The organism is Arcanobacterium sp. (ex Cirak et al. 2026) (assembly GCF_053585065.1).
Genome location: NZ_JBQJCE010000001.1, coordinates 49,123 through 74,139, shown reverse-complemented (window position 1 = coordinate 74,139; position 25,017 = coordinate 49,123). Strand labels below are relative to the sequence as shown.

Genomic DNA, 25,017 nt, shown 5'->3' with positions numbered 1-25,017 from the left:
GAAAGTGGCGGTAGCGTTAAGAGTTAAAATTCGGTGCCTTCTGCGTATGCCTCGCGGGTGCGACGGCAAGCGTCAGTCATCACTTCGCATTGCGTGGATCTTGGTTTGCACCTGTGCCACGGTTTCTTTCAATGTAGCGAAATTTTCGTGGGTTTCTCCGGCAGATGCCAGCTCGTTTTTGAAATTTTCGAGGCGCTGAAGGGACTCTCCCGCGTGGTCGATTGCGCGAGATACCACGGCAGCTAATTCTTTTCCTTCAATAGGGATGTCCACATCTGTCACTGACTTCTGCCACAGTTGTAAAAGCTGCCGTGGAATGGACACCCCAGAAAGAACCTGGTCAATATAGTTGGTTGTGTCAGAAATCAGCTTCTGGTGCAGACGTGAGAACTTCTCCAGCGTTTCGACATCGTCGATGAGTACGTCAGAGAGCATCTCGAGAGATTCGAGTTGTTCGTTTCCGCTGGGTGCTGAGCCGTCGGCGTCGGGAACTGACGTCGGTGTGAAGCCAGCATCGATCAGCTCGGCAATGAAGAAACCGCAGGTGTTGGAGTGTAAGCGAGCCAGAGCGATACGGAAACGGGTGCGGGCGATATTTGTGCGTAGATCTTCAATTCGTCCAAGGAGAGTGCTGAGGTAGTTTCCCACAATTAACTGCATTTGGTTCCACACCATGAGTGGTTCCATGACAGAGCTCAGCGCGGGATAGGTGGTGCCGAGGGCGGTAAACTTACCGGCAACTTCGCCTACTTCACGCATGTCAACGAAGACAGTGTGAGCACCGTCGGCGAGGCGTTGTGACATATCCGCTAGCTGATCTTGGCGATTCATCCATGTGTTGAGTGTGTCGAATTCGTTCCAGACACTGCCCAACATGTAGTGGAGTGCGGTGTCTCCCCAGCGTGTGGGGAAGACGTCGGTGGAGGCTTCGCGTGCGGCAACTTCAGCTGGAAGGGCAAGGTTTTGGAAGTCTTCGTACGTGCGGAAACCGGCGGCGGTGAGGCTGTTAGACAGTGTGGTGAGCGCAGTGGCAGCGCTTTCGCGGCGATTCATTCCACTGTCGAGCAAATCGTGTTCATGTACTCGCACGTGAGCGTAGATTCCTCGTACCGCGTTGAAGAGATCCTCACGACATGGGCGGCTACGGACTGAGAGGTAGTCGCCGTTTTTTAATGGGGTAATGGTGGCAAACACGTCATATTGGGATCCGTCGGCGGCGAGATTCATGACATACGCAGCGAAAGGTTCGCCTGCTTCGAGCGTGTCCCACATTGCTTTGAATGCAGCGCCAGGCATTGCTGGGTGGCGAATAATGTTGTGTGGCGCTCCGGTGAGTTTGTCGTGAGGATAACGTGACAAACGAGTGAAAACACCATTGGACAGTTTAATGACGCCCTTGGAATCAGTAGTCGAGAAGAACAATTCATGAGGCGCAACGTCGTGGTGTGCTCCAGTGGGCTCGACGGTCATAGTGTCCTTCCGTGGTTATGGTGGTGGTGAGTTGTGTCAACCAAGTCTAATTTAGTGTTTGGGGTGAGGAAAATTTGCTGATTTTGTCCTTTGTGGGATTTGCCGACGATGCAGGTGCGTGTTTCAGCACTGTGAAGACACGCCCACGCCGTGATGAATTTATGGTGTGTTTCGCCCGGAGCAGCGCCCAACCGCAGATGGGGTGAGGTGAGCTTTCCTCCGCTGTGTAGCGAGTGGGAATACTATATCTAGTGTTCGCTTATTGGAGGGAGCACAAGATGTCGGTATTGGACGAAATTCGTCAGAACCTAGAGAATGCGCCAAAAGATGGCGATATGCGCGGTGTCGAGGGCGTCCGCGGACGCATCGCACGTGAGCGTGCGCATGATCCCGGTACTCGCATCACTGCGCATGAGTCGCTCGGTTCACAACACCTCGAACATCACGCAAGGATCACCCATGTCCACAAGCGTGATGGGCGAGTTGTGCCGTTTGAAGCGCGCAAGGTTGCGGCGTCAATCGAACGGGCGTCGTTTGCTGCGGCTCGTCATGTGACGCATTCTGCCGCGTTGACCCCAGCAGCACTGGCAACGTTGACGCACTCTGTGATCAGTGAACTTGAAGCCCACGGGACGATTGAACCGCCGGCGTCGGCGATCGGAGAAACCGTCGTGCGTGTGCTTTCAGCCTGCGGGCAAGGTGCCGTGGCACGTGCGTTTCGTGCCGGGCGTGCCCGCGTCGAAGCCGAACAGGAGCGTGCCACAGATATTAAGACTCAAGTGGGAAAACTGCTCTCGTGTGCACCGGAAGTCGTTAACGAGAACGCAAACAAGGATTCGCTCGTCTTTAATACCCAGCGTGATCTGACCGCTGGATCCGTAGCGAAAGCCTACGCACTTGCCGACCTCCTTCCATCGCATGTCGCCAATGCGCATATGCGAGGGGACATCCACTTCCACGATCTCGATTACAGCCCGTTCCAGCCGATGACAAACTGCTGCATCATCGATATCCCCGGGATGCTTGCTGAGGGTTTTCAAATCGGTAATGCTCGTGTGGAATCACCGCGCTCAATTAATACTGCAGCTGCTCAGATCACACAGATCATTGCGAACGTTGCGTCCTCACAGTACGGTGGTTGTTCGGTTGATCGCGCCGACGAGGTTCTGGCGCCGTATGCACAAATGAATTACGACAAGCATCGTGCCGACGCAGAAGAATGGGTCGCTCCCGATAAGCGCCAGGACTATGCATGGGAAAAAACACGCAAAGACATCTACGATGCCATGCAGTCGCTTGAATATGAGATCAATACGCTTTACTCATCGAATGGACAGACGCCGTTTGTCACGATTGGTTTCGGCTTGGGAACTGGCCGTTTTGAGCGCGAAATTCAACGCGCAATTTTGCAGGTGCGAATCGAAGGTATCGGAGCTCAACACCACACGGCGATTTTCCCGAAGCTGATCTTCGGGATCCGTCGGGGTGTCAATCTCGCGCCTGCCGATCCGAACTATGACATCAAGAAACTAGCGTTGGAGTGTTCGGCAAAGCGCATGTATCCCGATATTCTCAATTATGACGCTATCGTGGATATCGAAGGTGATTACAAGGCTCCGATGGGGTGCCGATCCTTCTTACCTCGCTGGGTTGATCCAGCCACTGGAAAGGACGTCAATGCTGGCCGGATGAATCTTGGCGTGGTCACGCTGAATGTGCCGCGTATCGCCATTGAAGCTGCCGGATCGAAGGATCGCTTCTGGCAGATCTTCGACGAGCGTATGGGGATTATTCATGATGCTCTCGATTTCCGTGCCCGCCGCTGTGAAGATGCCACTGCGGCAGCGGCCCCCATTCTGTACCAGTTTGGTGCCTTTGGGAAGCGAGTCGGGAAGAACGAGCCGGTCCATGGTTTCTTCGCAAATCATCGGGCGACAGTGTCCATCGGATACATCGGACTGTATGAAGCGGCGTGCGCTTTCTATGGGCCGGATTGGGAAACTGATCCACAGGCCAAGGAGTTCACTCTCGAAATCGTTCGTCGCCTGGCTCAGTATGCTGAGGAGTGGAAGGCACAAAGCCCGTACTGGTACTCGGTTTATTCAACCCCGTCGGAATCGCTCACGGATCGTTTCGCGCGTCTGGATCGCCAGAAGTTCGGTGACATCCCGAATATCACCGACAAGGGGTACTACACGAATTCCTTCCACTTTGACGTACGCAAGAAGATCACGCCGTTCGAGAAGATCGATTTCGAAGCTCCCTACCCGCACTATGCCAAGGGTGGTTTCATCCATTACTGTGAATATCCCAAGCTCGATCACAATCTTTGTGCGCTTGAAGCTGTCTGGGATTACTCCTACGATCGAGTGGCCTATCTTGGTACGAACACCCCGATCGATCACTGCTACGAATGTGGTTTCGAAGGGGAATTCGCCACGACCTCTGAAGGATTTGCGTGCCCGGATTGCCACAACACCAACCCGGACACCTGTGATGTGGTGCGCCGAACCTGTGGTTACCTCGGCAATCCGATGAAGCGTCCGATGGCGGCAGGCCGGCAGGAGGAAATCTCGAGTCGCGTGAAGCATCTGGAAGGTGAGAGCCGCATCCAGAGGTAGGTGCGGCAATCCTTTGGACGATCGGTGAGGAGGAATGATCAGCATGAGGATTGACGACGCCGGTGTCCACCAACCGGAGTGTGGCGAGTGGCGCTCGGAGAAGCTTTCGCGCGGTCGTATTGCTGATTACAAGCCGATGAACTTCGTCGATGGGGAAGGAGTGCGTTGTTCGATCTATGTCAGTGGCTGCCCATTCAAATGCCCGGGCTGTTATAACGTAGCAGCGCAATCCTTCATGTATGGGGTGGAATACACCGAGGAATTGGACGCCCGAATTTTTTCTGATGTTGCCCAGCCTTATGTTGCGGGGTTGAGTTTTTTGGGTGGTGAGCCCATGCTAGCCACTGGAACTCTTCTTCCGATTGCTCGCAGATTGCGAAAAGAATTTGGCGCTCAAAAGACGATTTGGACGTGGACTGGCTATACTTTCGAAGCACTGTTGAATGAGACACCGGACAAACGGGAACTGATGAAGTTTAGCGACGTACTCGTTGATGGTCCATTTCTTCAGGCCGAGCATATATCCGGGCTAGCCTTTCGTGGATCGGCAAACCAGCGGATTATTGACATCCAGGCATCTCTCGCTGTGGGAAGAGTGGTTCCCTACTCAGTGTTCTGAGTTTACTCAGCGTTCTAGTTCCCGTGTCGTGCTAGCGAGGCAGTTTTGCTGCTGAACGAATCGTCCGACGTGAAGCTGGACGAAGTCTCGATAGTGAGGCGATTGCGCGGCGGAGGCGCGGCTCCCGAACCGGCACGAGCGAGATATGGGTGCTCGTGGCCGAGGGAATGATGTGAGAGTCAGTGAGGGCTTCAACCGGGTCAACATGAGCGGTAGTCTCAGCGGCAACTTCCGCAACGACCTCTCCGGCTTGTGGTGCCGTCTTGCTAGCACCAGCGGAGAGGGCGACGGCGGCCATTACGATGAGAAGCCCAGCGAATTCGCCAAGTGATGGGCGCTGGCCGAGCATCATGACGCCTACAGCTAAAGAAGTAGCTGGCGAGAGCGCGCCTAAGAGTGAATACATTGAGGCAGAGACGTGCGGCATGACGATGATGTCCAGCGCGTAGGTCACGATGTTGGACAGGAGTGCCACAATCAGGATCGTGCCGATGAGAGTTGGCGACACAGCGATGGCAGCGGCACCGGGTGCGAAGGGAACCGTGACGACGGTAGCTGTGGCGGTTGCAATCGCGAGGTTATCGAGGGGGTGACCGGAGTTGCCCATACGTCGGCCCGTCAGAATATAGACGGCCCACATTGTACCGGCGGCCAGAGTCACAAGGATGCCGTAGCGGATCTTCGGATCGCTGATGTCTAAGCCTCCGAAAGAAATCATGAAAACACCGACGAGTGCGATCAGTACGGATGCTCGGATACGCCAGCAGCGTCCGGTAAACATTGCGAGGGTCACCGGTCCGAGGAACTGAATGGCGACTGACGCTCCCATCGGGATTAATGAGATTGAAGCATAGAACAGCAACGTGAGTACGGCGATCACTACACCAAAAATGACCGGTGAAATGTATTCGCGGGCGGTACGGCCGCGCCATGGGCGTCGCCATGCACACAGGATGACTGCGGCAACGAAAAATCGTGCCCAAGCAACTGTCGGTGTACTCATCTGCGCGAAGAGGTCAACAGCAAAAGCCGCGCCTGTATATGAAGCGAGCGCGGACAAAATGACCAAGAGCGGAGCGAACCACCGGTGTGCAAACATGGCTCCAATTGAACGCGTTTTTTCGGATGGACGAAAGTGGTAAGAAGACCCTCATCATGTGTGTTTAGACACATGACAATTTTGTGAGATTTTCTTTGACTTTCGCGGGTAAATCGCATTACTGATTCGTTACTTTTTGGGTTGAGTAGCGCCTGTGTTGAGGTGTGTATTGTGGCGCCTATCAAGCTTTTGCACAGGGGTGGGTGTACTCGAATTTTTGTCCTCTGCTCCCCGTAGGATGAGGATGTCGAAGAAATCTCGTTGAAATTGCCAGGTGCCTTCCTGTAGGCACGGTGAAGATGAGTGCGCTGATGGAACGTGGAGCGTCGAAAGGAGTTCGGGTGAAGTATGTGTGGGGCCTGATTGGGGTAGTGATAGCGGCCGTAGCAATCATCTCAGTTCGACCGCATGTTTTTGGTCTGTCAACTGGTGAACTCCGGTTTCCGCTTGCGCAACTCATTGCAATGCGAGGGCTGCTGGCTGTGGGCTTCCTCAGCGTCGGCCTGATACTCGGAATCTTTGGGGCTATTCGTTACACGATTGTTAATGCCGGACGAATTGCAGCATCGTTAGCTGTCGTTCTGGTGTTTGTGGGTCTGGCTCATGCAAGCACTGTGTGGTGGCGGGGAAGTTCAAACCCGGATCGGCTTGCCGCCGATCGTGGAATCAGCATAGATGGGCGAGGAAACGGGCAAATCACGGTACTGACTTACAACACTTTGGGTGGCGCCACGGATTCGGATCAGCTTGCCCGAGTGATCTCCGACGAAGGTGTGGACATCGTTGTCTTGCCAGAAACATCTACTGCCCGTGGAAATGAGCTGGTGGGCAAGCTTGCACAATCTGGGTATTCATTCCAACATTTCAACACCTCAACTCCACAATATAATGCAGAGTTCGAATCGACAGTGGTGTTGGTGAGCGATGCCTTGGGGAAGTATCACACTACCTCCGTCGCTCATGGGCACCGTTCTGGAGTTTCGGTGGCGCCCGTCAATGGGCACGGCCCACAAATTTTTGGTGTCCACCCAGTAGCGCCCGACTATTCACTCATGCCAAGCTGGCGTAAGGAAATTGCGCAAGCGTACTCGTTGTGTGAGACCAAGGGTCCGTTTATTTTGGCCGGCGATTTCAACTCGACTGTTGATCATCAGCTCGCTTTGGGAAGCCAGTGTGTCGACGCCGGTGTGCAGGCCGGATCAGGTGGTCTAGGATCATGGCCTTCCTGGGTTCCGGAACTTTTTGCGGCTCCGATCGATCGCGTGCTCACCGACGGTAGTTACCGTGGAACTGAAGGTCGCCTGGTGAAAGTCGGAGGTTCAGACCATCGTGGTCTCCTAGTAAGGCTTGCTCCAATCAAGTAATTTCGTCGGGGAACAGATGATTCTTTTGGTATGATGTTTTTTGCAAAAACGAGATATCTTTAAATGCCGATTCGGGCGTACTGAAGAGGGAAAGTGCTATTGTTTGACCACGCAGTTCACCACTGGCACGGGCGTCTGTTTGTCACCATTATTGTCACGTTGGTGCTGGCAGTAGCCAGCGTAGTGATGCCGATCCACCAGCCTCAAGCCAATGCGGCTTTCGGTGAAGGTGGTTCTGTCGATCCTCAAGGGAACCCGAGCGGCGTCAGTTCAAAATATCTGGGCATGATTGATTGGGTTGATTGGTCCAAAGGCGCTACACCGGCCGATTTGGGGATTTTGGAGAAGACCGAAGGCTATCTTCTTGAAAGTCGAAAGACATACGGTGAACTGAATTGGGATCGCGAAGATGCTGGAACCATTCGCCAATCGAAATTATGGGACAAAGGGTCGTATAACGTTCAAAGTGAAACTCCTCTTGGCGATAAGAAAATTGCTACTTCCTGCAGTCTGACGAATTTGATGGAAGATGCGAATGGCAAGCCGGCTCCGAATATTTCATGGCTCAATATCCATATCCCTGGCCAATATACGACGGCATCAGGTGGTGGTGATGGATGGGATAACGTCTATCAACGTTTTGATAAGGCGAGCCGAACTGGCTTACCCGTTGGTATTGGTCGCGCAGGTGGTGGGCGTATTCGTTTTGACGTCAAATGCCGTGCCGAGATTATTCACAAGGATCATTCGCGCATCCCCATTCCGATCAATGGAATGGTATTTGCTGACGGAGAAACGATGACAAAAGGCGAATCCGCCTATATTATTCCGTCAAAAATTGATTCAACGAAGCCTGTTAATTGGCGTATCCTGGAGTATCACCATGCTCCAGGGGATCCAACACATACGGAACTTCGTCTCGGCCCCCAACGCAGCCACGATCGAGTTTTTATTTCTCCTCAAGGACACCAAAACCTTTGGCAGTATTCCAGCTTGGAATCTTCACTTGTCCCCGAACAAGCATTAGAAATGACCGTTCCGTCTGGTGTTTCGTCTGGTGATTTCCAACCGTTTGCCACGATGTTTGCAAGTAACACAGATGGCGCATATATCGACCTTCGGGGTGGCTTTGGAAACTATATTGCCATTGGCATCGTTATTGGTATGGACGTTGGGGATGGGCCAGCTTCGTACGGGCAAGCTGGTGCTATTTCGCAGCCCGATATCTCGGATGAAGAGTCCATCCTCAAAGAATCGATGGTCAGGGCAGATTCGCAACCACTTGCCAAAGTGAAGCAAGGAGCTCCTCCTTTCCTGGGGAAGAATGGCCCTGATATTGACACTCATTTTTCGAACAAAGATTCATGGACCACGCTGAAAAACGACGATCTCACCAACTCAACCAGCGAGGATCAATACAACGACGAAGATGTGTTTGATCATCCGTTACTCGTCACTGCGCAGCCAGGAAAATTCACACAAACCGTCGCGTGCCAGCCCGCTCCCGGTGCGCGTCCGACCAACGTGTCTGCTTGGTTGGACTGGAATAGTGATGGAAGGTTTTCTGAATCCGAGCGTGCTGATGCCGTATGTGACACAACCTCAAAGAGCGCAACACTTAAATGGGACGTCAACGAACGGATGCTTCCTCCGGCGGGAACATCCATTTCTCGCAGCCTTATCCGTTTGATTGCTACCTTGCAGTCATCCAATCCACAGAGCGCTGATTACTTTGGGCCCACCGGCTTAGTAACAAGTGGTGAAGTCGAAGATCATGCCGTTACTCTTGTGCGTCCCACTTTGAGCGTTCACAAACGCATTGTGGGCAGTGATGGGCGGGATATGCCTCATGCTACAAACGATGGTTTTACTTTTACCGCCTCCTCCGCACTCGGAACGTTCTTCCAGAAACTTCCCTCCGCACTATCTCCGGCACAGGCAGAGGTAAAACTTCTTGATATTGCCTCTACGCAGACGACATCCAAGGAAAGAGTGGGCATCACGGAAGCTGGAAGCGTGCTCTGGCCACTCGCGTTCAATCATTTGCCCATGCAGCTCACTGCCCAGGCAAGTCAGGAACTGACAAGTGAAGTGACTGTTGCCGAAGAAAAGATCAAACCAGGTTTTCAGTTCTGGCCGCAGGGCGTATCGTGTATGACGCCAACTGCTTCGAAAGCTGCATGGACGCACAGTATCCCCGTTGGCGACCCAAAGAACGGCAGGACGATTGAACAAGCAGGGACTTACGCATGGCCAACACCGTCGTCCACTGAGGTAACTCGTACAGCTCAAGGTTTTACTGTTTCGATGTCCCCAACATCGATACTGGATTGCTCGGTGTCGAATCAGGTATTTGGACAGATTTCTATCAAACCAACCGTTACCTTTGACTCGTCACTCTCTTCCGTGCCAACACTTGACGATACCCTGAGGTTCTCAGGTGAATTCGTCTGCACTCCGCCGTCGACAGCTGTGTCCGGCTCGGCAGAAATCTCGGGAACATGGGGGCCGGTTGCGAAAGATGAAGTGTGGATCTCCAACCCAGGCAGAGATGCGATTCCGACCGGATCGAACTGCAGAGTTAGTCAGACGGCGATCGCCTCATCTGCACAGCAGAAGATGAAGGATGCTGCTCCATCAATAAATGGTGCATATAGCTGGAAGTCTGTCCAATATAAGGCATCGAATCAGATCACAGCTGGCGCAGTCCTCGTGGGGGAACCATTGCCGCAGGTGACGGTTGAAAATAGTGTCGATGAAACTAAGCCCACGACTCTTTCATGGATGAAAGTCGACGAGAGCGGTCGTCCGTTAGGCGGGGCCGAATTCCGAGTCTGGACCTCCGGGCGTGTGGCGACTGAAGAAGATATTGTTCGCGAGAAAATTTCAGATTGTGTAGCAGACGAGCCTCGCGGCTGTGCTGGAATGACGGATATCGATCCGCGCGAAGGATACTTCACAATTCCCGATGCATTCATAGGTGACTATTTTATTGAGGAAACCCAAGCTCCGACCGGATATCTCAAGACTGACAAGAAGCTGTTCGGAAAGATTGTTCGAGCGGATCTTTCTAACGGGAAAAATGCGGGAAAGTTAATGAATGTCAGAGTAGCCTCAGACATTCTTCCTTCCCTTCCCATGGCCGGTGGGCTGAGCACGATTGTTTTTGTCATCGTTGGGATGCTTGCGCTACTGATCTCAGCTATAGCGGGAATTAGTAGCCTTCGCCATCGTCAGGGGGGGAGCCACGCGATAACTACGCCATGATGGCCTTCTCAACAGTAAGAAAATTTTTAACACAATCACTAAGGAGGATGTAATGGCTCGCACTAGTGCCATTCGCACCCGCGTGGCCTGCGCATTTGTGGCGATTCTTTCACTCATTGCGCTGAGCTTCGCAGCACCCATTGCCCATGCGGCAGAAGGAAATATCGATCCGAACACAAAGGGATCAATGACGATTCACAAGTTCGCTAATCCAGATTCTGGTCAAACTGGCGATGGTACGGACCTTGGCGAGAAGAAGCCGACAACTGAACCCGTTAGCGGTGTTGTTTTTGAATACCAGAAGGTTAAGGATATTAACCTCGCGACAGCTGAAGGCTGGGAAAAGGCAAAGACTGTCAAACTCACAGAGGGGCGTGTCATGCTTGGTGACCAGGCTGCCATCATGGATTCGGCAGTGGAGTTTGCTCCCACAGGAAGTAATGGGGAAACTACCGTCAAAGACTTGGCGTTAGGCGTGTACCTTGTGACGGAAAAATCTGCTCCTGCAAATGTGACTGAGAAGGCAGCTCCGTTCCTTGTAACAATTCCTTACCCGAACGAGAAAGAGTCTTTTCTCTACGATGTCCATGTCTATCCGAAGAATACTGTAGTGACTGATAAGGATTGGCCTATCAAGACTGTCAAGGGTGGCAATGACACTGTTCATTTTCCCGGTGACACGATTATGTGGGAGATCAAGCAGACTGTCCCGCAGCTTTCGACGAAGAAGCCACTAACGAAGTTTGAGATCAGTGATCAGCTCCCCAAGGGTGTTGATAAAATTGAGTCGAATGCCGTTGCTGTATCGGTGAAGCGAGGCGGTGAGGCTCCGGGACTGAAAGCAACCACGACAGTCAGTGAGACGAATCTCGTGACTGTGAAGTTTGAAGATGATCAACTTCAGGCATTGAAGTCTGGTGATGTCGTGACCGTAACAATCACCGCAAAAGTTGCTTTAACGGTTAAAGGAGACGAGCTCGCTAACCAATCCACAACGAACATCAACGATGTACAGTTCGGTTCCGTTCCGTCCGTGGAAGATATTGATCTGAAGAACCCGACAAAGAAGACTCCCACTGTTATCTCGTTCGCGCCTTTGAAGATCGACAAGGTGAACAAAGAGAATAAACCCCTTGCTGATGCTCAATTCCATGTGTGGCCGCTTCCTAAGAATGGTCAATGTGGTACCAAGCCTGAGAAAGCTCAGCTTATGACGACTTCAGGCGATCAGGGCACTGTGACTTTGCAGATGGCGATTGGAACGTACTGTGTCCAAGAAACTAAGGCGCCACTCGGCTATGAGATTGCAGCAGACTACGCCACGCCGCAGAAGATTGAAGTTGTTAAGGACTCAGGCAAGAAACTGACAGTGATTAATTTGAAGTCCGCACAAGCAGGAACCAACGGCCTCCTCAACCTGCCACTGACGGGTGCTGCCGGTATGGTGGTCATGACTCTTCTCGGTGCAGCACTCATTGCTGCTGCGTTTGGCTTCGGCTTTGTTGCGTTGCGTCGCAATAAGGACTGAATACGAGGGTATTGATCGCATCATCGATGCTGATTAATGTAATCGATTCAACTGGCCGTGGGGGGGGGGGGGGGGGGGCCGGCGCCCCCCCCCCCCCCCCCCCACGGCATCATGCATAGCGAGATGATGAAAATGTGGGAGATTGAGATGCGAGATACGAGTGAGATGCACAAGATCCTCTCTTCGTCCTCCACGCCCAGCGCTGAGAAACGTCAAAAGAAAGTGAACAAGTTGGCAGTAGTTGCAGCTCTGTTCTCGATTCTTGGAACCACCGTGTTGCTGTATCCCTCTGCCGCCCAATGGTTCAGCCAGCTACGGCAATCGCGCATCGTCTCTGCCTATGAGCAGATTGCTTCGCAGGCCGAACCTCAAGAAGCGATCCAAATCCGTCGTGCTCATAAATACAACCAGCTCCTTGCTGGTGAACAGCTTGTTGATATTGAAGGGCATATTCCAACGATCCGTGAAAAGGCGCGCACCCCCGAACACCACGGTATCGCCCCATACGTCGAACAACTCCGAGCGGACTATTCCGGGTTGATGGGACGTGTGATTGTGCCTGCTGCAGATATTGATCTCCCAATTTATCATGGCACTTCTGATGCCACATTGCTCAAAGGCGCTGGGCACCTTCAAGGGACGGCTCTGCCTGTCGGGGGCAACGGCACGCGCACTGTTGTGACTGCACACCGTGGCCTTGCTAATGCAGCGATGTTTACCTATCTTGATCGTGCGAAAAAAGGCGATGAATTTATTTTCCAAATCTTCGCACAGACCCTTGCATACCGCATTGTTGATATTCAGATTGTCGCGCCTGACGACACAAAATCGATTCGTGCGATTCCCGGAAAAGACCTTGCCACCCTCATCACATGTACACCACTTGGCATCAATACTCATCGAATTGTTATGACGGGAGAGCGTATTTATCCCACACCGGCTGATGCCAAAGAAATTGGTGAATCTGCCTCACAGCTACCTCGGTTCCCATGGTGGATAGTGATCTTGAGCGCCGTATTTATTCTCAGCTGTGCGTTCGTCTGGTTGACACGAACCCCTGTACCAGCACGGAAGCCTGAGAAGGAACCAGATCATCAGGACAACGGCAGTTGGTAGATTTGTCACTCACCGCTCATTGACTATGCTGGAGACATGGACAAACGACGTTATCAACTGGACTATGACTGGTTGTGGACAAATCCACCTCACAATGATGGCACGCCTGCCGTTTTACGGCTGACAGTCACAGATGGCAAAGAATCAGTTGCGCGCCTGGCTGTGGAACGCTGGTTTTCCACTCTCACCACCTTTGATGAAGATAGCTATGGGCGAGGCGGTTGGGCAGTCAGCGAAGTCACGCCTCCATCGTCGTCGGCCGGTGAGACGACAGCAGAAAAAACAATTGTCCTTGACATTATCGCCGGTGGCGAGGACGTGCTCGAAGCCATTGATGATGCTGCGGACAGTGCCTATGTCACGATGATTTCCGGCACGGATCTTGCAGTGACGTGGCAACAGCTCCCACGTGAGGGATCAGTGCAATAGGGGCACTTCTGCACCGGATACTGAACTGCGAACTGCTGAATTGTGTCCGCGGGTAAATGCCCTCTTTCCTGTGAGAAAATTTTTGGGCGCACCTTGTGGTGCGCCCAAAAATGATGAGTCCAGTCCTACTTCTTGTACAACGTCTTTGTCTGATACACAGGATCGGACGTGACATTGATGCCAAGCTTGCGGAGAATCTCGGTGTCCACACTCCCCAAAATAGTCGTGGTGTGAACATCGGTTCCGGCTAGCTCTCCAATTGCATCCAAAGCCGCATGAGCATTCGGATCTGATTCAGCAGAAACCGCCAAGGCAATCAACACTTCGTCCATATGCAAGCGCGGGTTTGCAGAACCAAGATGCTCTGTCTTGAGGGTCTGGATCGGGTGAATAGACTCTGGCGAAAGCAGAAGCAAGTCATCGTCCAGCCCTGCAATATGCTTGAGCGCATTGAGGAGCATCGCTGAAGAATTCCCCAAAAGCGTCGAGGTTTTTCCGGTGAGGATCGTACCGTCGGCCAGTTCAATTGCCGACGCCGGAGCCCCGGTTTCTTCAGCGACGCGCCGAGCAGGGGTAACCACCGGGCGGTCTTCTGGCTTCACGCCCAGTTTCGACATTGTGATGGCGATACGCTCAGACTGCACGGGCTCAAGCATCTTTTCTTCTTCAATCACACGGGCTTTGAAGTAACGGCGGATGACTTCTTGAGTCGAAGCGTAACGGCACGCCTCGTCGTCGCTGATGCAGTACCCGACCATGTTCACGCCCATATCGGTTGGGCTCTTGTAGGGTGACCTGCCCATCACACGCTCAAGGAGAGTCAAAAGAACAGGGAAAACCTCCACGTCGCGGTTGTAGTTCACGGCCTGGGTGCCGTAGGCGGCCAGGTGGAATGGGTCAATCATGTTGACATCATCAAGATCAGCTGTGGCTGCTTCATACGCGAGGTTCACCGGGTGATCGAGGGGAAGATTCCAGATCGGGAACGTCTCAAACTTGGCGTAGCCAGAGGTGATACCCTTCTTGGAATCGTGATACATCTGGGACAGACAGGTTGCCATCTTGCCCGAGCCTGGGCCAGGTGCTGTGACCACGATGAGATCGCGTGTGGTCTCGACGTATTCGTTCTTTCCATACCCCTCATCGGACACAATCAGCTCAGTGTTGGTGGGATATCCAGCGATGGGGTAGTGGCGCGTAACGGTCATACCCAAAGCCTCCAACTTGCGTTGAAATTCTGCAGCAGACATATTTTCCGGGGTTACCTGTGTCATCACGATATTGTTCACGAGGAACCCGCGTCCACGGAAAACGTCAACCAGACGCAGGACGTCTTGTTCGTAGGAGATACCGAGATCGGCGCGGACCTTCTTGCGTTCGAGATGGTGAGCGTTGACGGCGATCACGATTTCAATGTCATCGCGCAACTGATCGAGCATGGCAATCTTGTTGTCTGGCGTAAAGCCGGGCAGGACTCGCGAGGCGTGTAGATCGTCGAAAAGTTTTCCGCCCAGTTCGAGGTAAAGTTTCCCACCAAACTCCGCGCGGCGCGTGGCAATATGTTCGGACTGCATCTGGATGTATTTTGCGGAATCGAAGCCGATTTTCATGTGTCTCCTTGGACAAGTGCGGTTCGTACTAACTGATATTACGCTACGGGCGGGGTTTTGAGCGCCGACGTCGGTGCGCCTGTAGAGTGGGAAAAAAGACGATCTGCCAGCGGGGCGCGTGTTAATGCACGTGTTGCGCGGGTACACCACGGTGGGTGCCGACGTCGGGAATCGTGCGCGGGTCATAGAAAATGGAGGAAAAAATGTCGTTTTTGAGGACTGTTTTTGTGTTCGGTGCAGGGTATGTGCTCGGAACACGTGCTGGTCATGAACGTTACGAACAGATCAAGAAGGGCGCCCACAAGGTGTGGGAATCTGCGCCTGTGCGCAAGGGGCGCGGTGCTGCGAAGGAGCAAGCCGAGGCCGCCTATGCCGCAGCGAAGGAACAGGCAAAGGATGCTTTCGCAGCCGCCTCAGACGTAGCAGCGGAGAAAGCACACGAAGCGAAAGAAGCTGTCAAAGCGAAGATGGCTGAGAAGAACGACAAAGGCGAAGAAATCAGCGTCGAAGCTGTTCCTTACGACTCCTGAGCCTTTGCCTTATGTCACGCGGCGTCACAGCCGATAATGTCCAAAACGCCGCTTCCATGCGGCCATGAGCATCATTCCGTCGCGCCCGCGTACCACAGGGACGCCTGCGTTTTCGATATCGCAATCACGACGATTCGTTTCCGCAGCGTCCGTGGTGCCGTGGGCGAGGACTTGTTCCACCGGCCCCAGCTCACGAAGCGCGATCGCCTTCACCGACGACGGATGCTCACGCGCCAACTCGTCGTAGATGAGCGGATCGTGCTGACCGTCGTCGCCAATGAGAACCCACTCAATCTGCGGGAACATAATGAGCAAATTGCGCAGCTGAGTTTTCTTGTGTTCCTGTCCGCTTCGGAAGAGCCCTGTAGGTGTGGGACCCCAGTCGGTCATGAGCATCGGCCCTATAGGGAAATCGCGATTTTCCATGAACGTGCGCAGAGTTTCATACGTGTTCCACGCACCGGTTGAGAGATAGAAAACGGGCACATCAGAATCGCCATCCACGAGTGCTCGATAGAACTGTGCCATATGAGGCACAGCCTGGCGCGAATTTGTGTGTTTGACGAACGAGTTCCAAATCGCCAACATTGCGCGGGGCAGCCACGTGACAATGATAGTGTCGTCAATATCGGAGATGATCCCACGGCGGGTCTGCGGGGAAAGAATCATGATCTGCGCAGTGGCAGGCTCACCGGCGCTCGGCGTGAGGACTGCTTCGTGAATTCCTGGTTCGAGTCCATGATCTTCGACAATGAGATCGACGTAGCCCTGGCGATCAGTGCGCGTGGTGTAGGTGTGTTCACCGATCGTGACATCGACGCGCAAGAATCCAACTTGTGTAGTGAAAAACTGGTGCCAGCCGCGTTGCGCTTCTGCTGCTGCGGCGTCGGCCATTGCGACAGCTTCCCAAAACGATGCTTGTGCTGCTGACTGATTTTCTGCGGTGAGACCGATTTTTGCCAGCACGTCAGAGGGAAGGCGTTTCTCAGGCGGCGGTGCCATGAGTGCGCGTGCCATGATACGAACCTGGTGAGTATTGCCGTATCCCAGATAAGGCGTGATACGTGGCAACCATCCTTGCTGCCGGCGGCGCGCAATATTGCGCCTGTTTGTGAAGCCTTCGATGTTGCGCACGAGATCTGAAATTGCCATGAGGCTAGTCTAATCGTTGTGTTGTTGTCCTCGCGCAATGGCTAAGTGGCTATAGTGATCCGAAGAATGGTTTGGTGCATAGGCGTTTGATCCTGGAGTGCATGAGAGCGATTGAGTGTCACAATGAATGAGTTGAGGAACTACCCAGATTGGTGATGGGCTCTGCGTTACGGTTGGCAGGCGTCGCCAGCTTTTGCTACAGCTTCGACGATCATGCTTCTTGGTGTCGCTCTTATTCCGGCTGTCAACGTTCTATTAATTCGACAGCTCTCGAATTCTCTTTCAAATTCACATGGTGCAATCGGGCTCATTGGGGTGGCGTTAACCTCTCTGGCGGGCAATGGCAAAGACTCACCATCGCGCGTGCGTATCTCTCAGACGCACCCGTGTGGTTCCTTGACGAGCCAACAAGCGCAATTGACGCACCCACAGAAGAATTGATTTTTAACAAGCTCTCGAAAGAAGCGTCAAAAAGAATCATTATCCTCACCACCCACCGAGTCTCGACTTTACGATCCACAGGATTCATCTACGTTATGAAGAAGGGCACGATTGTCGAAGAAGGCACTTTCGGAGAACTCCTTTCACATGAAAGCGAGTTCAAACAAATGTTTCACTCCCAACTAGAGAACACCGCCGCCCTGAAATCAAAAACGCTTCCACAGGAATAGCGCCGTAGTTACTTGCCTTGAGCAGTTCCTTGATCTCGAAAAGTGTCACTGCGGTTGGGTGAAAACCCTTGACGTGTATTGGTAAAGATCGCCACGGTGGGTGTGCAAACCCCATTCGATGATTTTCCCTGTCGTGTCATACGCGGTGCGTTCGATGGTGAGCACGGGTTGACGCGTGGAAATAGCCAGGAGCCTCGCTTCGCGTCGGTCGGGCCGAAGAGCCGAAACAGTTTGCTGAGTGGATGCCACGATGATTCCTTTTTCTGCAAGTAGCTCATAGAGGCCGCGCTCTTCTAAATCTTCGCGCGCGGGCATGATTGCCACGGGCAACCAGTTGTACAAGATCGCCATGGGAGTGCCGTTTCTTAGCCGCAGGCGTTCGAGTTCAACCACTTGTGTGCCAACGTCAACGCCGAGTTTGGCGGCAATTGCGGCGGTGGCGAGCTTGTCGTTATATGTCAGGACTTGCGTGGTGGGGTGTTCGCCAGCGTTGCGCAGATCTGTATTGAGCGAGGGCATGTGGGCTGGTCGGTGAGCGGCGCGCGGGGCGACGACGGACCCAGTGCCGCGTTTGCGCAGCAGGAGTCCGCGGTCAACGAGGGTTTGCATAGCACGTCGCGCTGTCGGGCGTGACACCCCAACTCGGTGCGCAAGGTCAATCTCATTTTCGATGAGTGTCCCTGGCGTGAGTTCGCCACCAATAATCGCTTCTTCGATCGGCAGAGAAATCTGACGGTGAAGCGGAATATCGCTCGTGCGGTCAAGCGTGATTTTCGGGATGTACATAGTTCTCAGCATACGTTTTCGTGCGCACCGTGTGAGAAGAAAAATAAAAACACTAGACATTGCGTTTGTCACGTCATAGTGTTTTCTCTGTCGGTTAAAAGTGCTGAAAATACGGCATTCTTAAATTTCGTATTGACGCATAGAGAAATGAGAGCGGATGGACACGGTTGTTCAGGCGTGCGGAATCGTCAAACGGTATCCGGGCGTCGTGGCCTTGGCAGGTGCCTCTCTTGACCTGTGCGCAGGTGAAATCCACGGAATCGTCGGAGAAAACGGTGCGGGAAAATCTACCCTGATGAAAATTCTCGGCGGAGTGATTCAGCCCGACGAAGGACAGTTGCGCGTCAATGGAGAGGCAGTGCAATTCGGCTCACCCAAAGATTCTGAGCACGCTGGTATTGCCTTGATCTCCCAAGAACTCGCCCTTGCGGGAGATCTCAGCGTGGCACAAAATATCTTTCTCGGACGCGAAAAGCGTCGGGGGCTTTTCATTGACGATGACGCAATGGAAAATGCGGCACGCGATATCCTTGCGCGTTTAGGGGCAAGGATTGATCCGAGTCGTGCAGTTGCGACATTGAGCGTTGCGAACGCCCAGCTTGTTGAGATCGCGAAAGCTCTGAGTGTGGGAGCACGTGTCCTCATCATGGACGAACCCACTGCTGCCTTGACGGTCTCCGAAGTCAGCGCGCTGTTTACGGTGATGCGTGAGCTTGCAGCTAGTGGCGTTGCGGTTGTTTTTATTTCCCACCGTCTCGACGAAGTAGGTGAAATTTGCGATCGAGTGACAGTTTTTCGTGACGGTGAGGTTACTGCTTGCTTTGACAACTTCACTTCTGACGACCTTATTTCTGCAATGGTTGGCCGGGCGATCGATATGTCAGCTCGACCCTCGCACACTGTGCGTGAGGAGATCGGATTGCGTGTCCATGAGATCGCCACAGATGAGGTTGGCCCAGTGTCATTCACCGTCCACCGTGGAGAGATTTTCGGGCTTGCTGGCCTCCAAGGAGCTGGACGAACCGAAACGTTGCGCGCAATCGCGGGCGCAGACCGGGCGACGTCGGGAAGCGTGGAGGTGGCTGGCACACGAGTCGATAACCGCACGCCAGCAAGTGCTGTGAGGGCAGGAATCGGATACTTAAGCGAAGACCGCAAGCGATTCGGGCTTCTTCTCGACCAAACAATCAGCGAAAATATTGCGCTTGCCTCGCTTCACACCTGGCGTCGAGGAATCGTGCTCGATGATGCCGCTTTGGCGCAGGCTGCGGCATCGGCAATGGATCGCTTGGCGATCAAGGCTCCCAGCGCAGCCACACATGTACGCAACCTCTCAGGTGGTAACCAGCAAAAGGTGTTGCTCGCACGTTGGCTTGCTCGGGGACTTGATGTGTTACTCGTGGATGAACCCACACGCGGTATCGACGTCGGCGGGAAAGAAGAAATTTACGCTCTGCTCGAAGAACTTGCTGCACAAGGCTTGACCATCGTGGTGGCGAGTTCAGAGATCCCTGAACTCCTTCGCCTCACCCATCGAATTGGAGTGATGTGCGAGGGCCGACTTGCAGGCGTTTTGCCCAACGGGGACACCACAGAAGAGAAAATTATGGCTCTTGCCACTGCATTCAATTCAACTGAGCGGGAAAGTACACATACCAACTCTGCGCTGTATAAGGAGGAAGCCTAGTGAACATTGTTTCGCGAATCTACCGTCAACACCCTGCACAATTCCTCGTGGTGGTAGCGGAGCTCGTCCTCTTCGCAGTCTTTGCCCTCGCAAGCCCATATTTCATCGATCTTGATAACGTTTCGGCCCTCCTGCTCGATGCCTCGGTGTATGTGCTCTTAGGTCTAGGATTGACCTTCGTGATCTCCACCGGAGGAATCGACCTGACCCCAGGCTTTGGCCTGGCGCTGACCGGTGTCATGACAGCGTTGGTGATGACCAGTGTCGGCGGTCCCGCATGGCTTGCGATTGGATCTGGAATTCTGGCCGGCATTGCAGCCGGTGCTGTGTTGGGTGCCGTTAATGGCTATTTAGTTAGTTACGTCGGAATGCAGCCGATGATTGCCACCCTCGCCATGATGCTGGTGGCGTGGGGAGCTGCCTTGACGATCACGGGAACTTCATCCATACCGCTCGGTGATTTTGATGTGTTCGTGTCGATTGGCAACGGGAAAACTTTCGGCATCACCAACGCCGTCTTCGTCTTCGTTGCCGCCGCGGCCGTGGCGCATTTCCTCCTCAAACACACCATCATCGGGCGATACGCGCTCGCCATCGGGTCCAATGAAGAAGCAACGCGACTTGCCGGTATCGACGTCAAACGATGGAAATGGCGGATTTACGTTCTCGGTGGTATTTTCACCGGTTTGGCTGGAGTGCTCATGGCCTCACGCCTCGCCTCTGGCAAACCAGATGTGGGGCAGTCCTACGAAATGTATGCCATCGCTGCCGCGGTATTGGGTGGTGCTTCACTGACTGGCGGGCGGGCATCCGTTTTTGGCACGGTTGTCGGCGCGATTCTTATTGCAACTCTGCGCAACGGTGCAGTTCACCTCGGTGTATCTGATCAGCACCAGAAGATTTTGCTCGGAGTTGTTGTCTTGTTGGCAGTGTGGCTCGATGTGCGCCGACGGAAGAAGGTGGGCGATGCGTAAAACTTCCGCTATACGTTGTGTTTCCGTTGCCCTGGTTCTTAGCTTTCTGTTGGGCGGTTGCGCGGGAGTAGGCGAACGTGCATCGCGAGCCAACGGGCGGATGGACATCGCCGTCGTCGCCAAGGGCTACGCTTCTCCATTCTGGGCGACGACGAAAGCCGGTGCAATGGCGGCTGGCCGTGACCTTGGCGTCGACGTCACGTTCAACGGCCCGGATACCGAATCCGACGTTGTACGCCAGGTTGACCAGCTCAATCTCGCCTATGCGATGAAACCGAATGCGCTGGTGGTGGCTGCGCTTGATGAGAGCGCGTCAGTGGTGGCGTTGCGCCAGTTCAAGGGCAAAGGAATCCCTGTGGTTGCCTTCGATTCGGGAGTGCCCGGTTCAGATATTCCTGTGACCACAGTGTCCACAGACAACTACGGTTCAGCGCGTGAGGCAGCTAAGCACATGGTCGAGTTGGCTGGAGGAAAGGGAGAGTTGGCGGTGCTCGGTACTTCGACGACGTCGGTGACAGGGCGTGAGCGTCGCGACGGTTTCGTTGATTACATCAAAGAGAATGCGCCGGGGATGAAAATCGTGGCGATCGAATACAACGAGTCGGATCAAGCGAAAGCTGAAGGTCAAGCGTCGGCGATCTTGCAGGCTCACCCTCATCTTGCGGGCATGTTTGCCACCGACGATGACGGGGCTGTTGCGGCAGGTCAGACGGTGGCGCGCAGCCGGAAGAACGTCATCGTGGTTGGTTACGATTCTGGCAAAGTGCAACAGGACATGATTCGCGCTGGTCAGATCGCGGGTTCAGTGACGCAAAACCCGTATCGGATGGGGTATCGCGCAGTGGCTCAAGCGGTTCTTGCCGCAAAAGGCGAAAAGATGCCGCAGCAGATCGACTCTGGTTTCACCTGGTATGACGCGAAAAATATTGACGATCCCGCGATCCGCGAAGCTCTCTATGACTGATCGATGGCATCGGCATCGGCTATATGCGTAACTGATGCCGGTGCGCACGGATGCGCGATAGCATGAGCGCATGAACGAAGTGAATGTTGCAATTGACCCATTTTGGGATGTGAATATCGATATTCCTGGCGTGAACGTCGTCCGCTGGGATCTCAACGGTGAAGCTCCTGGCCCGCTCGACATCGTCGTGACGGGGCATTGGGTTCCCAAAGACGGCCCTGAGCGTGTGGCTGCAGCGGGTGCGAGACTTCTTCAGATCGGTTCGATTGGCTACGACTCCGTTAACCCCGATGTGCCTGAAGGCCTCCAGGTTGCCAATGCGGCAACAGTGCATGAGACTGCTACATCTGAAATGGTTCTCACGATGCTCCTTGCAGGGCTGCGTAATATTCCGCAGATGGTAGCCGATAACAAAGAACACAAGTGGAATATTTTCTACGATGAAGGTCTGGCAGATAAGAAGGTCATGCTCATCGGTGTGGGCGGAGTTGGCAAGGAAATCATCAAACGCCTTGAGCCGTTTTCAGTGGATTTGACCTTGGTGGCATCTCGTGAACGTGATGAAGACTTCGGGCACGTCTACTCGCTTGAGCAGATCGATGATCTCCTTCCACACCAAGATGTGGTTATCATTGTTATTCCTGCAACCGAGACGACAAAAGGCCTGGTGAACAAGGAATTTTTGGCGAAAATGAAGGATGGAGCTACCTTCCTCAATGCTGGTCGAGGTGCGCTTGCCGTCACGGACGATCTGATTGCCGAGGGCGGACGGCTCAAGCTCCTCATCGACGTGGTGGATCCTGAGCCGCTCCCACAAGATTCGCCGCTTTGGGACGTTGCTCAGCTGATCACTTCGCATAATGGAGGAAATACTCGAGCGATGCATCCGCGTATGGAGGCTCTGATCGAGCGGCAAGCGAAGCATCTGCTTGCGGGTGAGCCATTCGAAAACGTTGTCCTGGGGAAGTAGCGTGGAGTTAACAACCGAGTAATCCCTGACCCCAGCGCGATAAACGGCGCTGGATTTGGGCGAATTCATCCTCACTCAATCCGAAATCTGCTGCGGCCTGAGTGGGGATGTTTTTTACCCCGAGCAACCGGTAGCCGAACATTCGTCGGTTGAATTCACGATCTTCATCGTTCGCTAACATCATCAGTTCGAGTCCAGTGTACTGTCCAGACTCGATAAGCGTATCGACAGCGATATAGTCCTGGGTCTGCCCAAATGAATTGAGGCGAGCAGTGAGCTGCCCAGCTTCGCGATCCTGGTCAGTGGTCATTTTTCCTCCAATAGAGCATTGACGATGGGAATATCTGTCAGTGTCCGTTTCGTTCACTGACTGCGCCAACTCCCGATATTGTTTTCGCGAGTGTCAGCCTAGCAACGATGTGGTGTCGATGATGCCAGGGCAAGTGATACGCCAATGAGTGCAGGGATACATTCAGGTTGGGATAAATGATCACCGTGGACTCAGTGGCCGAGTCCAGAGAATCTGGATCGGCCACTGAGCATATTCACGTGGTGACGAGTGAATCCTCATTCGGAAATCTCGCGGCGATCTTCGCTCCACATCGTGTGGAATGTTCCATCCTTATCCACACGTTGGTAGGTGTGTGCGCCGAAGAAATCTCGCTGTGCCTGGATCAGGTTGGCAGGCAGGCGATTTGCGCGGATTCCGTCGTAGTAGGACAACGACGAAGAGAACGCCGGCACTGGGAGACCTGCCGAGGTTGCAAAAACAACCACTTCACGCCACGCCGACGTCGCCTTCGTGATGACATCGGCGAAGAACGGAGCGGCGAGAAGAAGCGGTAGCCTAGGGTCGGCCTCGTAAGCCTCGGTGATGCGGTTGAGGAATTGAGCACGGATGATACAACCGCCGCGCCAGATACGAGCCATCGATCCGAGATCCACGTTCCAGTTGAATTCTTCGGACGCTGCGGTAATGAGCTCGAAACCTTGCGAGTATGCCACGACTTTTGAGGCATAGAGGGCAAGGCGGATGCTTTCGATGAAAGCTTCTTTATCGGCAATCTCAGGAAGAGTGACATCCGATGGGAACACCTCAGCTGCTGCAGCACGCTGAGGGACGGAGCCGGAAAGAGCGCGAGCGAACGTTGCTTCAGCAATACCCGTGACAGGGACACCCATGCCGGCGCCATTTTGTACGGTCCATGCTCCGGTACCCTTCTGAGCAGCGCGGTCAGCAATGATGTCGACGAAGGAGCGCCCGGTTTCTGCATCAGTGTGGTGGAGAACTTCAGCGGTGATCTCAATCAAGTATGATTCGAGCTCGCCTTCGTTCCATGTGGAAAAAACGTCTCCGATCTCAGAGGCGCTCATTCCCAGGCCGACACTCATGAGGTTATAGGCTTCTGCGATGAGCTGCATATCAGCGTATTCAATGCCGTTATGCACCATCTTGACGAAGTGGCCTGCACCGTCAGCGCCAACGTAGGTGGCACATGGGATGCCATCAACATGTGCCGAGATCTTCTCGAGCATCGGGCCGAGGCGTGTGTACGATTCCGGCGTGCCACCCGGCATAATCGAGGGGCCATTGAGAGCGCCTTCTTCACCGCCGGATACTCCCATGCCCACGAAATGCAACCCGCGTTCACGCAGTGCCGCTTCGCGGCGTCGGGTGTCGGTGTACAGAGCGTTGCCAGCGTCAACGATGATGTCGCCTTCCTCCATGAGATCAGCGAGCTGGTTGATGACAGCGTCCGTCGGAGCACCAGCTTTGACCATGATGATCGCAACGCGTGGGGTTGACAGCGAGGAAACAAAATCTTCCATCGAAGCCGAGGGATAAAACTCTCCATCGGTGCCATGAGCGGCCATTACCTTCTCTGTTTTTTCGCTCGAACGGTTGTGGATCGCCACTTTGTAACCGTTGCGTGCCAGATTGCGCGCCAGGTTTGAGCCCATCACTGCCATACCGGTGACGCCGATATCGGCCACACCCACGGGCGCCTTCTCAAAAGCCATTTTTCTCCTTTGGACAGTAGTTTGACGGGCTCAATTTTACGCATATTTGGACGGTCGCGGAGAGGACTTGTCCGGTGGCGAACACTAGCTCGGTCTGTGGAAAGCAGTGTGGGGTGACGAGTGAACCGACTGTAGGGC

20 protein-coding genes are annotated in these 25,017 nt (G+C 53.8%); 13 read left to right on the top strand and 7 right to left on the bottom strand.

From position 1 onward, the window contains the following. Nucleotides 1-72: 72 nt before the first annotated feature. Nucleotides 73-1,470: a PAS domain-containing protein gene (locus ACTOVJ_RS00315; RefSeq protein WP_449503866.1), complete on the bottom strand. Its 1,398-nt coding sequence runs from the start codon at nucleotides 1,468-1,470 to the stop codon at nucleotides 73-75. A gap of 278 nt (nucleotides 1,471-1,748) precedes the next feature. Here ACTOVJ_RS00315 and nrdD point away from each other — a divergent pair, with 278 nt between their 5' ends. Further along, nucleotides 1,749-4,091, top strand: a complete 2,343-nt coding sequence (gene nrdD / locus ACTOVJ_RS00310; RefSeq protein WP_449503867.1) for an anaerobic ribonucleoside-triphosphate reductase — start codon at nucleotides 1,749-1,751, stop codon at nucleotides 4,089-4,091. A 34-nt stretch (nucleotides 4,092-4,125) separates the two neighbouring features. Beyond that, a complete protein-coding gene (gene nrdG, locus ACTOVJ_RS00305; RefSeq protein ID WP_449503868.1) occupies nucleotides 4,126-4,710 on the top strand; it encodes an anaerobic ribonucleoside-triphosphate reductase activating protein in 585 nt (194 codons plus the stop codon). A 31-nt stretch (nucleotides 4,711-4,741) separates the two neighbouring features. On the opposite strand, the gene ACTOVJ_RS00300 is transcribed toward nrdG, so the two are convergent. Then, a complete protein-coding gene (locus ACTOVJ_RS00300) occupies nucleotides 4,742-5,809 on the bottom strand; it encodes an EamA family transporter (RefSeq protein WP_449501403.1) in 1,068 nt (355 codons plus the stop codon). A 341-nt stretch (nucleotides 5,810-6,150) separates the two neighbouring features. Between ACTOVJ_RS00300 and ACTOVJ_RS00295 the strand changes: the two genes are divergently transcribed. The 5 genes from ACTOVJ_RS00295 (at nucleotide 6,151) to ACTOVJ_RS00275 (ending at nucleotide 13,513) form a co-directional block, all read left to right on the top strand. Then, nucleotides 6,151-7,173 carry an endonuclease/exonuclease/phosphatase family protein gene (locus tag ACTOVJ_RS00295; protein WP_449503869.1) on the top strand — a complete coding sequence of 341 codons (1,023 nt, stop codon included), beginning with the start codon at nucleotides 6,151-6,153 and terminating at the stop codon, nucleotides 7,171-7,173. A gap of 93 nt (nucleotides 7,174-7,266) precedes the next feature. Continuing rightward, nucleotides 7,267-10,440: a CshA/CshB family fibrillar adhesin-related protein gene (locus tag ACTOVJ_RS00290; RefSeq protein WP_449504586.1), complete on the top strand. Its 3,174-nt coding sequence runs from the start codon at nucleotides 7,267-7,269 to the stop codon at nucleotides 10,438-10,440. 52 nt (nucleotides 10,441-10,492) lie between these two features. Next, nucleotides 10,493-11,968: a SpaH/EbpB family LPXTG-anchored major pilin gene (locus ACTOVJ_RS00285; protein WP_449501400.1), complete on the top strand. Its 1,476-nt coding sequence runs from the start codon at nucleotides 10,493-10,495 to the stop codon at nucleotides 11,966-11,968. A gap of 123 nt (nucleotides 11,969-12,091) precedes the next feature. Beyond that, nucleotides 12,092-13,084, top strand: coding sequence for a class C sortase (locus ACTOVJ_RS00280; RefSeq protein WP_449502050.1), 993 nt, complete (start codon nucleotides 12,092-12,094; stop codon nucleotides 13,082-13,084). Nucleotides 13,085-13,120: 36 nt separating this feature from the next. Next, nucleotides 13,121-13,513, top strand: coding sequence for a hypothetical protein (locus ACTOVJ_RS00275; protein ID WP_449504276.1), 393 nt, complete (start codon nucleotides 13,121-13,123; stop codon nucleotides 13,511-13,513). A gap of 125 nt (nucleotides 13,514-13,638) precedes the next feature. On the opposite strand, the gene ACTOVJ_RS00270 is transcribed toward ACTOVJ_RS00275, so the two are convergent. Beyond that, complete coding sequence (locus ACTOVJ_RS00270) at nucleotides 13,639-15,123, bottom strand: DUF1846 domain-containing protein (RefSeq protein ID WP_449504585.1); 1,485 nt, start codon at nucleotides 15,121-15,123, stop codon at nucleotides 13,639-13,641. Between the two features lie 203 nt (nucleotides 15,124-15,326). On the opposite strand from ACTOVJ_RS00270, the gene ACTOVJ_RS00265 reads away from it, so the two are divergent. Then, a complete protein-coding gene (locus ACTOVJ_RS00265) occupies nucleotides 15,327-15,653 on the top strand; it encodes a hypothetical protein (RefSeq protein ID WP_449504277.1) in 327 nt (108 codons plus the stop codon). A gap of 24 nt (nucleotides 15,654-15,677) precedes the next feature. Here the strand turns inward: ACTOVJ_RS00265 and ACTOVJ_RS00260 are convergent, their stop codons facing one another. After that, on the bottom strand, nucleotides 15,678-16,805 hold the full coding sequence (locus tag ACTOVJ_RS00260) for an App1 family protein phosphatidate phosphatase (protein WP_449502046.1): 1,128 nt from the start codon (nucleotides 16,803-16,805) through the stop codon (nucleotides 15,678-15,680). A gap of 155 nt (nucleotides 16,806-16,960) precedes the next feature. Here ACTOVJ_RS00260 and ACTOVJ_RS00255 point away from each other — a divergent pair, with 155 nt between their 5' ends. Continuing rightward, nucleotides 16,961-17,476, top strand: a complete 516-nt coding sequence (locus ACTOVJ_RS00255; RefSeq protein ID WP_449504303.1) for an ATP-binding cassette domain-containing protein — start codon at nucleotides 16,961-16,963, stop codon at nucleotides 17,474-17,476. Nucleotides 17,477-17,521: 45 nt separating this feature from the next. Here the strand turns inward: ACTOVJ_RS00255 and ACTOVJ_RS00250 are convergent, their stop codons facing one another. Further along, entirely contained in the window at nucleotides 17,522-18,262 is a 741-nt protein-coding gene (locus ACTOVJ_RS00250) for a GntR family transcriptional regulator (protein ID WP_449504278.1), read from the bottom strand. A 157-nt stretch (nucleotides 18,263-18,419) separates the two neighbouring features. On the opposite strand from ACTOVJ_RS00250, the gene ACTOVJ_RS00245 reads away from it, so the two are divergent. From ACTOVJ_RS00245 to ACTOVJ_RS00230, 4 genes are all read left to right on the top strand, one after another. Further along, nucleotides 18,420-19,949 carry a sugar ABC transporter ATP-binding protein gene (locus ACTOVJ_RS00245; protein ID WP_449504279.1) on the top strand — a complete coding sequence of 510 codons (1,530 nt, stop codon included), beginning with the start codon at nucleotides 18,420-18,422 and terminating at the stop codon, nucleotides 19,947-19,949. After that, on the top strand, nucleotides 19,949-20,923 hold the full coding sequence (locus ACTOVJ_RS00240; RefSeq protein ID WP_449504280.1) for an ABC transporter permease: 975 nt from the start codon (nucleotides 19,949-19,951) through the stop codon (nucleotides 20,921-20,923). Before ACTOVJ_RS00245 ends, ACTOVJ_RS00240 begins: the two co-directional genes overlap by 1 nt. Next, complete coding sequence (locus ACTOVJ_RS00235; RefSeq protein WP_449502040.1) at nucleotides 20,916-21,887, top strand: ABC transporter substrate-binding protein; 972 nt, start codon at nucleotides 20,916-20,918, stop codon at nucleotides 21,885-21,887. The genes ACTOVJ_RS00240 and ACTOVJ_RS00235 overlap by 8 nt, the downstream gene beginning before the upstream one ends. 70 nt (nucleotides 21,888-21,957) lie before the next feature. Continuing rightward, entirely contained in the window at nucleotides 21,958-22,857 is a 900-nt protein-coding gene (locus ACTOVJ_RS00230) for an NAD(P)-dependent oxidoreductase (protein WP_449504281.1), read from the top strand. A 7-nt stretch (nucleotides 22,858-22,864) separates the two neighbouring features. Here the strand turns inward: ACTOVJ_RS00230 and ACTOVJ_RS00225 are convergent, their stop codons facing one another. Continuing rightward, the gene (locus ACTOVJ_RS00225; protein ID WP_449502038.1) at nucleotides 22,865-23,167 is read right to left on the bottom strand and encodes a hypothetical protein; all 303 of its coding nucleotides are present in this window, start codon (nucleotides 23,165-23,167) and stop codon (nucleotides 22,865-22,867) included. A gap of 257 nt (nucleotides 23,168-23,424) precedes the next feature. Next, entirely contained in the window at nucleotides 23,425-24,879 is a 1,455-nt protein-coding gene (gene gndA, locus ACTOVJ_RS00220; RefSeq protein ID WP_449504282.1) for an NADP-dependent phosphogluconate dehydrogenase, read from the bottom strand. Nucleotides 24,880-25,017: the final 138 nt, after the last annotated feature.

What these genes read in the sequence shown, in the direction of transcription:
- ACTOVJ_RS00315 (WP_449503866.1), bottom strand. Translation starts at nt 1,470, where the DNA reads ATGACCGTCGAGCCCACTGGAGCACACCACGACGTTGCGCCTCATGAA.
- nrdD (WP_449503867.1), top strand. Translation starts at nt 1,749, where the DNA reads ATGTCGGTATTGGACGAAATTCGTCAGAACCTAGAGAATGCGCCAAAA.
- nrdG (WP_449503868.1), top strand. Translation starts at nt 4,126, where the DNA reads ATGATCAGCATGAGGATTGACGACGCCGGTGTCCACCAACCGGAGTGT.
- ACTOVJ_RS00300 (WP_449501403.1), bottom strand. Translation starts at nt 5,809, where the DNA reads ATGTTTGCACACCGGTGGTTCGCTCCGCTCTTGGTCATTTTGTCCGCG.
- ACTOVJ_RS00285 (WP_449501400.1), top strand. Translation starts at nt 10,493, where the DNA reads ATGGCTCGCACTAGTGCCATTCGCACCCGCGTGGCCTGCGCATTTGTG.
- ACTOVJ_RS00280 (WP_449502050.1), top strand. Translation starts at nt 12,092, where the DNA reads ATGATGAAAATGTGGGAGATTGAGATGCGAGATACGAGTGAGATGCAC.
- ACTOVJ_RS00275 (WP_449504276.1), top strand. Translation starts at nt 13,121, where the DNA reads ATGGACAAACGACGTTATCAACTGGACTATGACTGGTTGTGGACAAAT.
- ACTOVJ_RS00270 (WP_449504585.1), bottom strand. Translation starts at nt 15,123, where the DNA reads ATGAAAATCGGCTTCGATTCCGCAAAATACATCCAGATGCAGTCCGAA.
- ACTOVJ_RS00265 (WP_449504277.1), top strand. Translation starts at nt 15,327, where the DNA reads ATGTCGTTTTTGAGGACTGTTTTTGTGTTCGGTGCAGGGTATGTGCTC.
- ACTOVJ_RS00260 (WP_449502046.1), bottom strand. Translation starts at nt 16,805, where the DNA reads ATGGCAATTTCAGATCTCGTGCGCAACATCGAAGGCTTCACAAACAGG.
- ACTOVJ_RS00255 (WP_449504303.1), top strand. Translation starts at nt 16,961, where the DNA reads ATGGGCTCTGCGTTACGGTTGGCAGGCGTCGCCAGCTTTTGCTACAGC.
- ACTOVJ_RS00250 (WP_449504278.1), bottom strand. Translation starts at nt 18,262, where the DNA reads ATGTACATCCCGAAAATCACGCTTGACCGCACGAGCGATATTCCGCTT.
- ACTOVJ_RS00245 (WP_449504279.1), top strand. Translation starts at nt 18,420, where the DNA reads ATGGACACGGTTGTTCAGGCGTGCGGAATCGTCAAACGGTATCCGGGC.
- ACTOVJ_RS00235 (WP_449502040.1), top strand. Translation starts at nt 20,916, where the DNA reads ATGCGTAAAACTTCCGCTATACGTTGTGTTTCCGTTGCCCTGGTTCTT.
- ACTOVJ_RS00230 (WP_449504281.1), top strand. Translation starts at nt 21,958, where the DNA reads ATGAACGAAGTGAATGTTGCAATTGACCCATTTTGGGATGTGAATATC.
- ACTOVJ_RS00225 (WP_449502038.1), bottom strand. Translation starts at nt 23,167, where the DNA reads ATGACCACTGACCAGGATCGCGAAGCTGGGCAGCTCACTGCTCGCCTC.
- gndA (WP_449504282.1), bottom strand. Translation starts at nt 24,879, where the DNA reads ATGGCTTTTGAGAAGGCGCCCGTGGGTGTGGCCGATATCGGCGTCACC.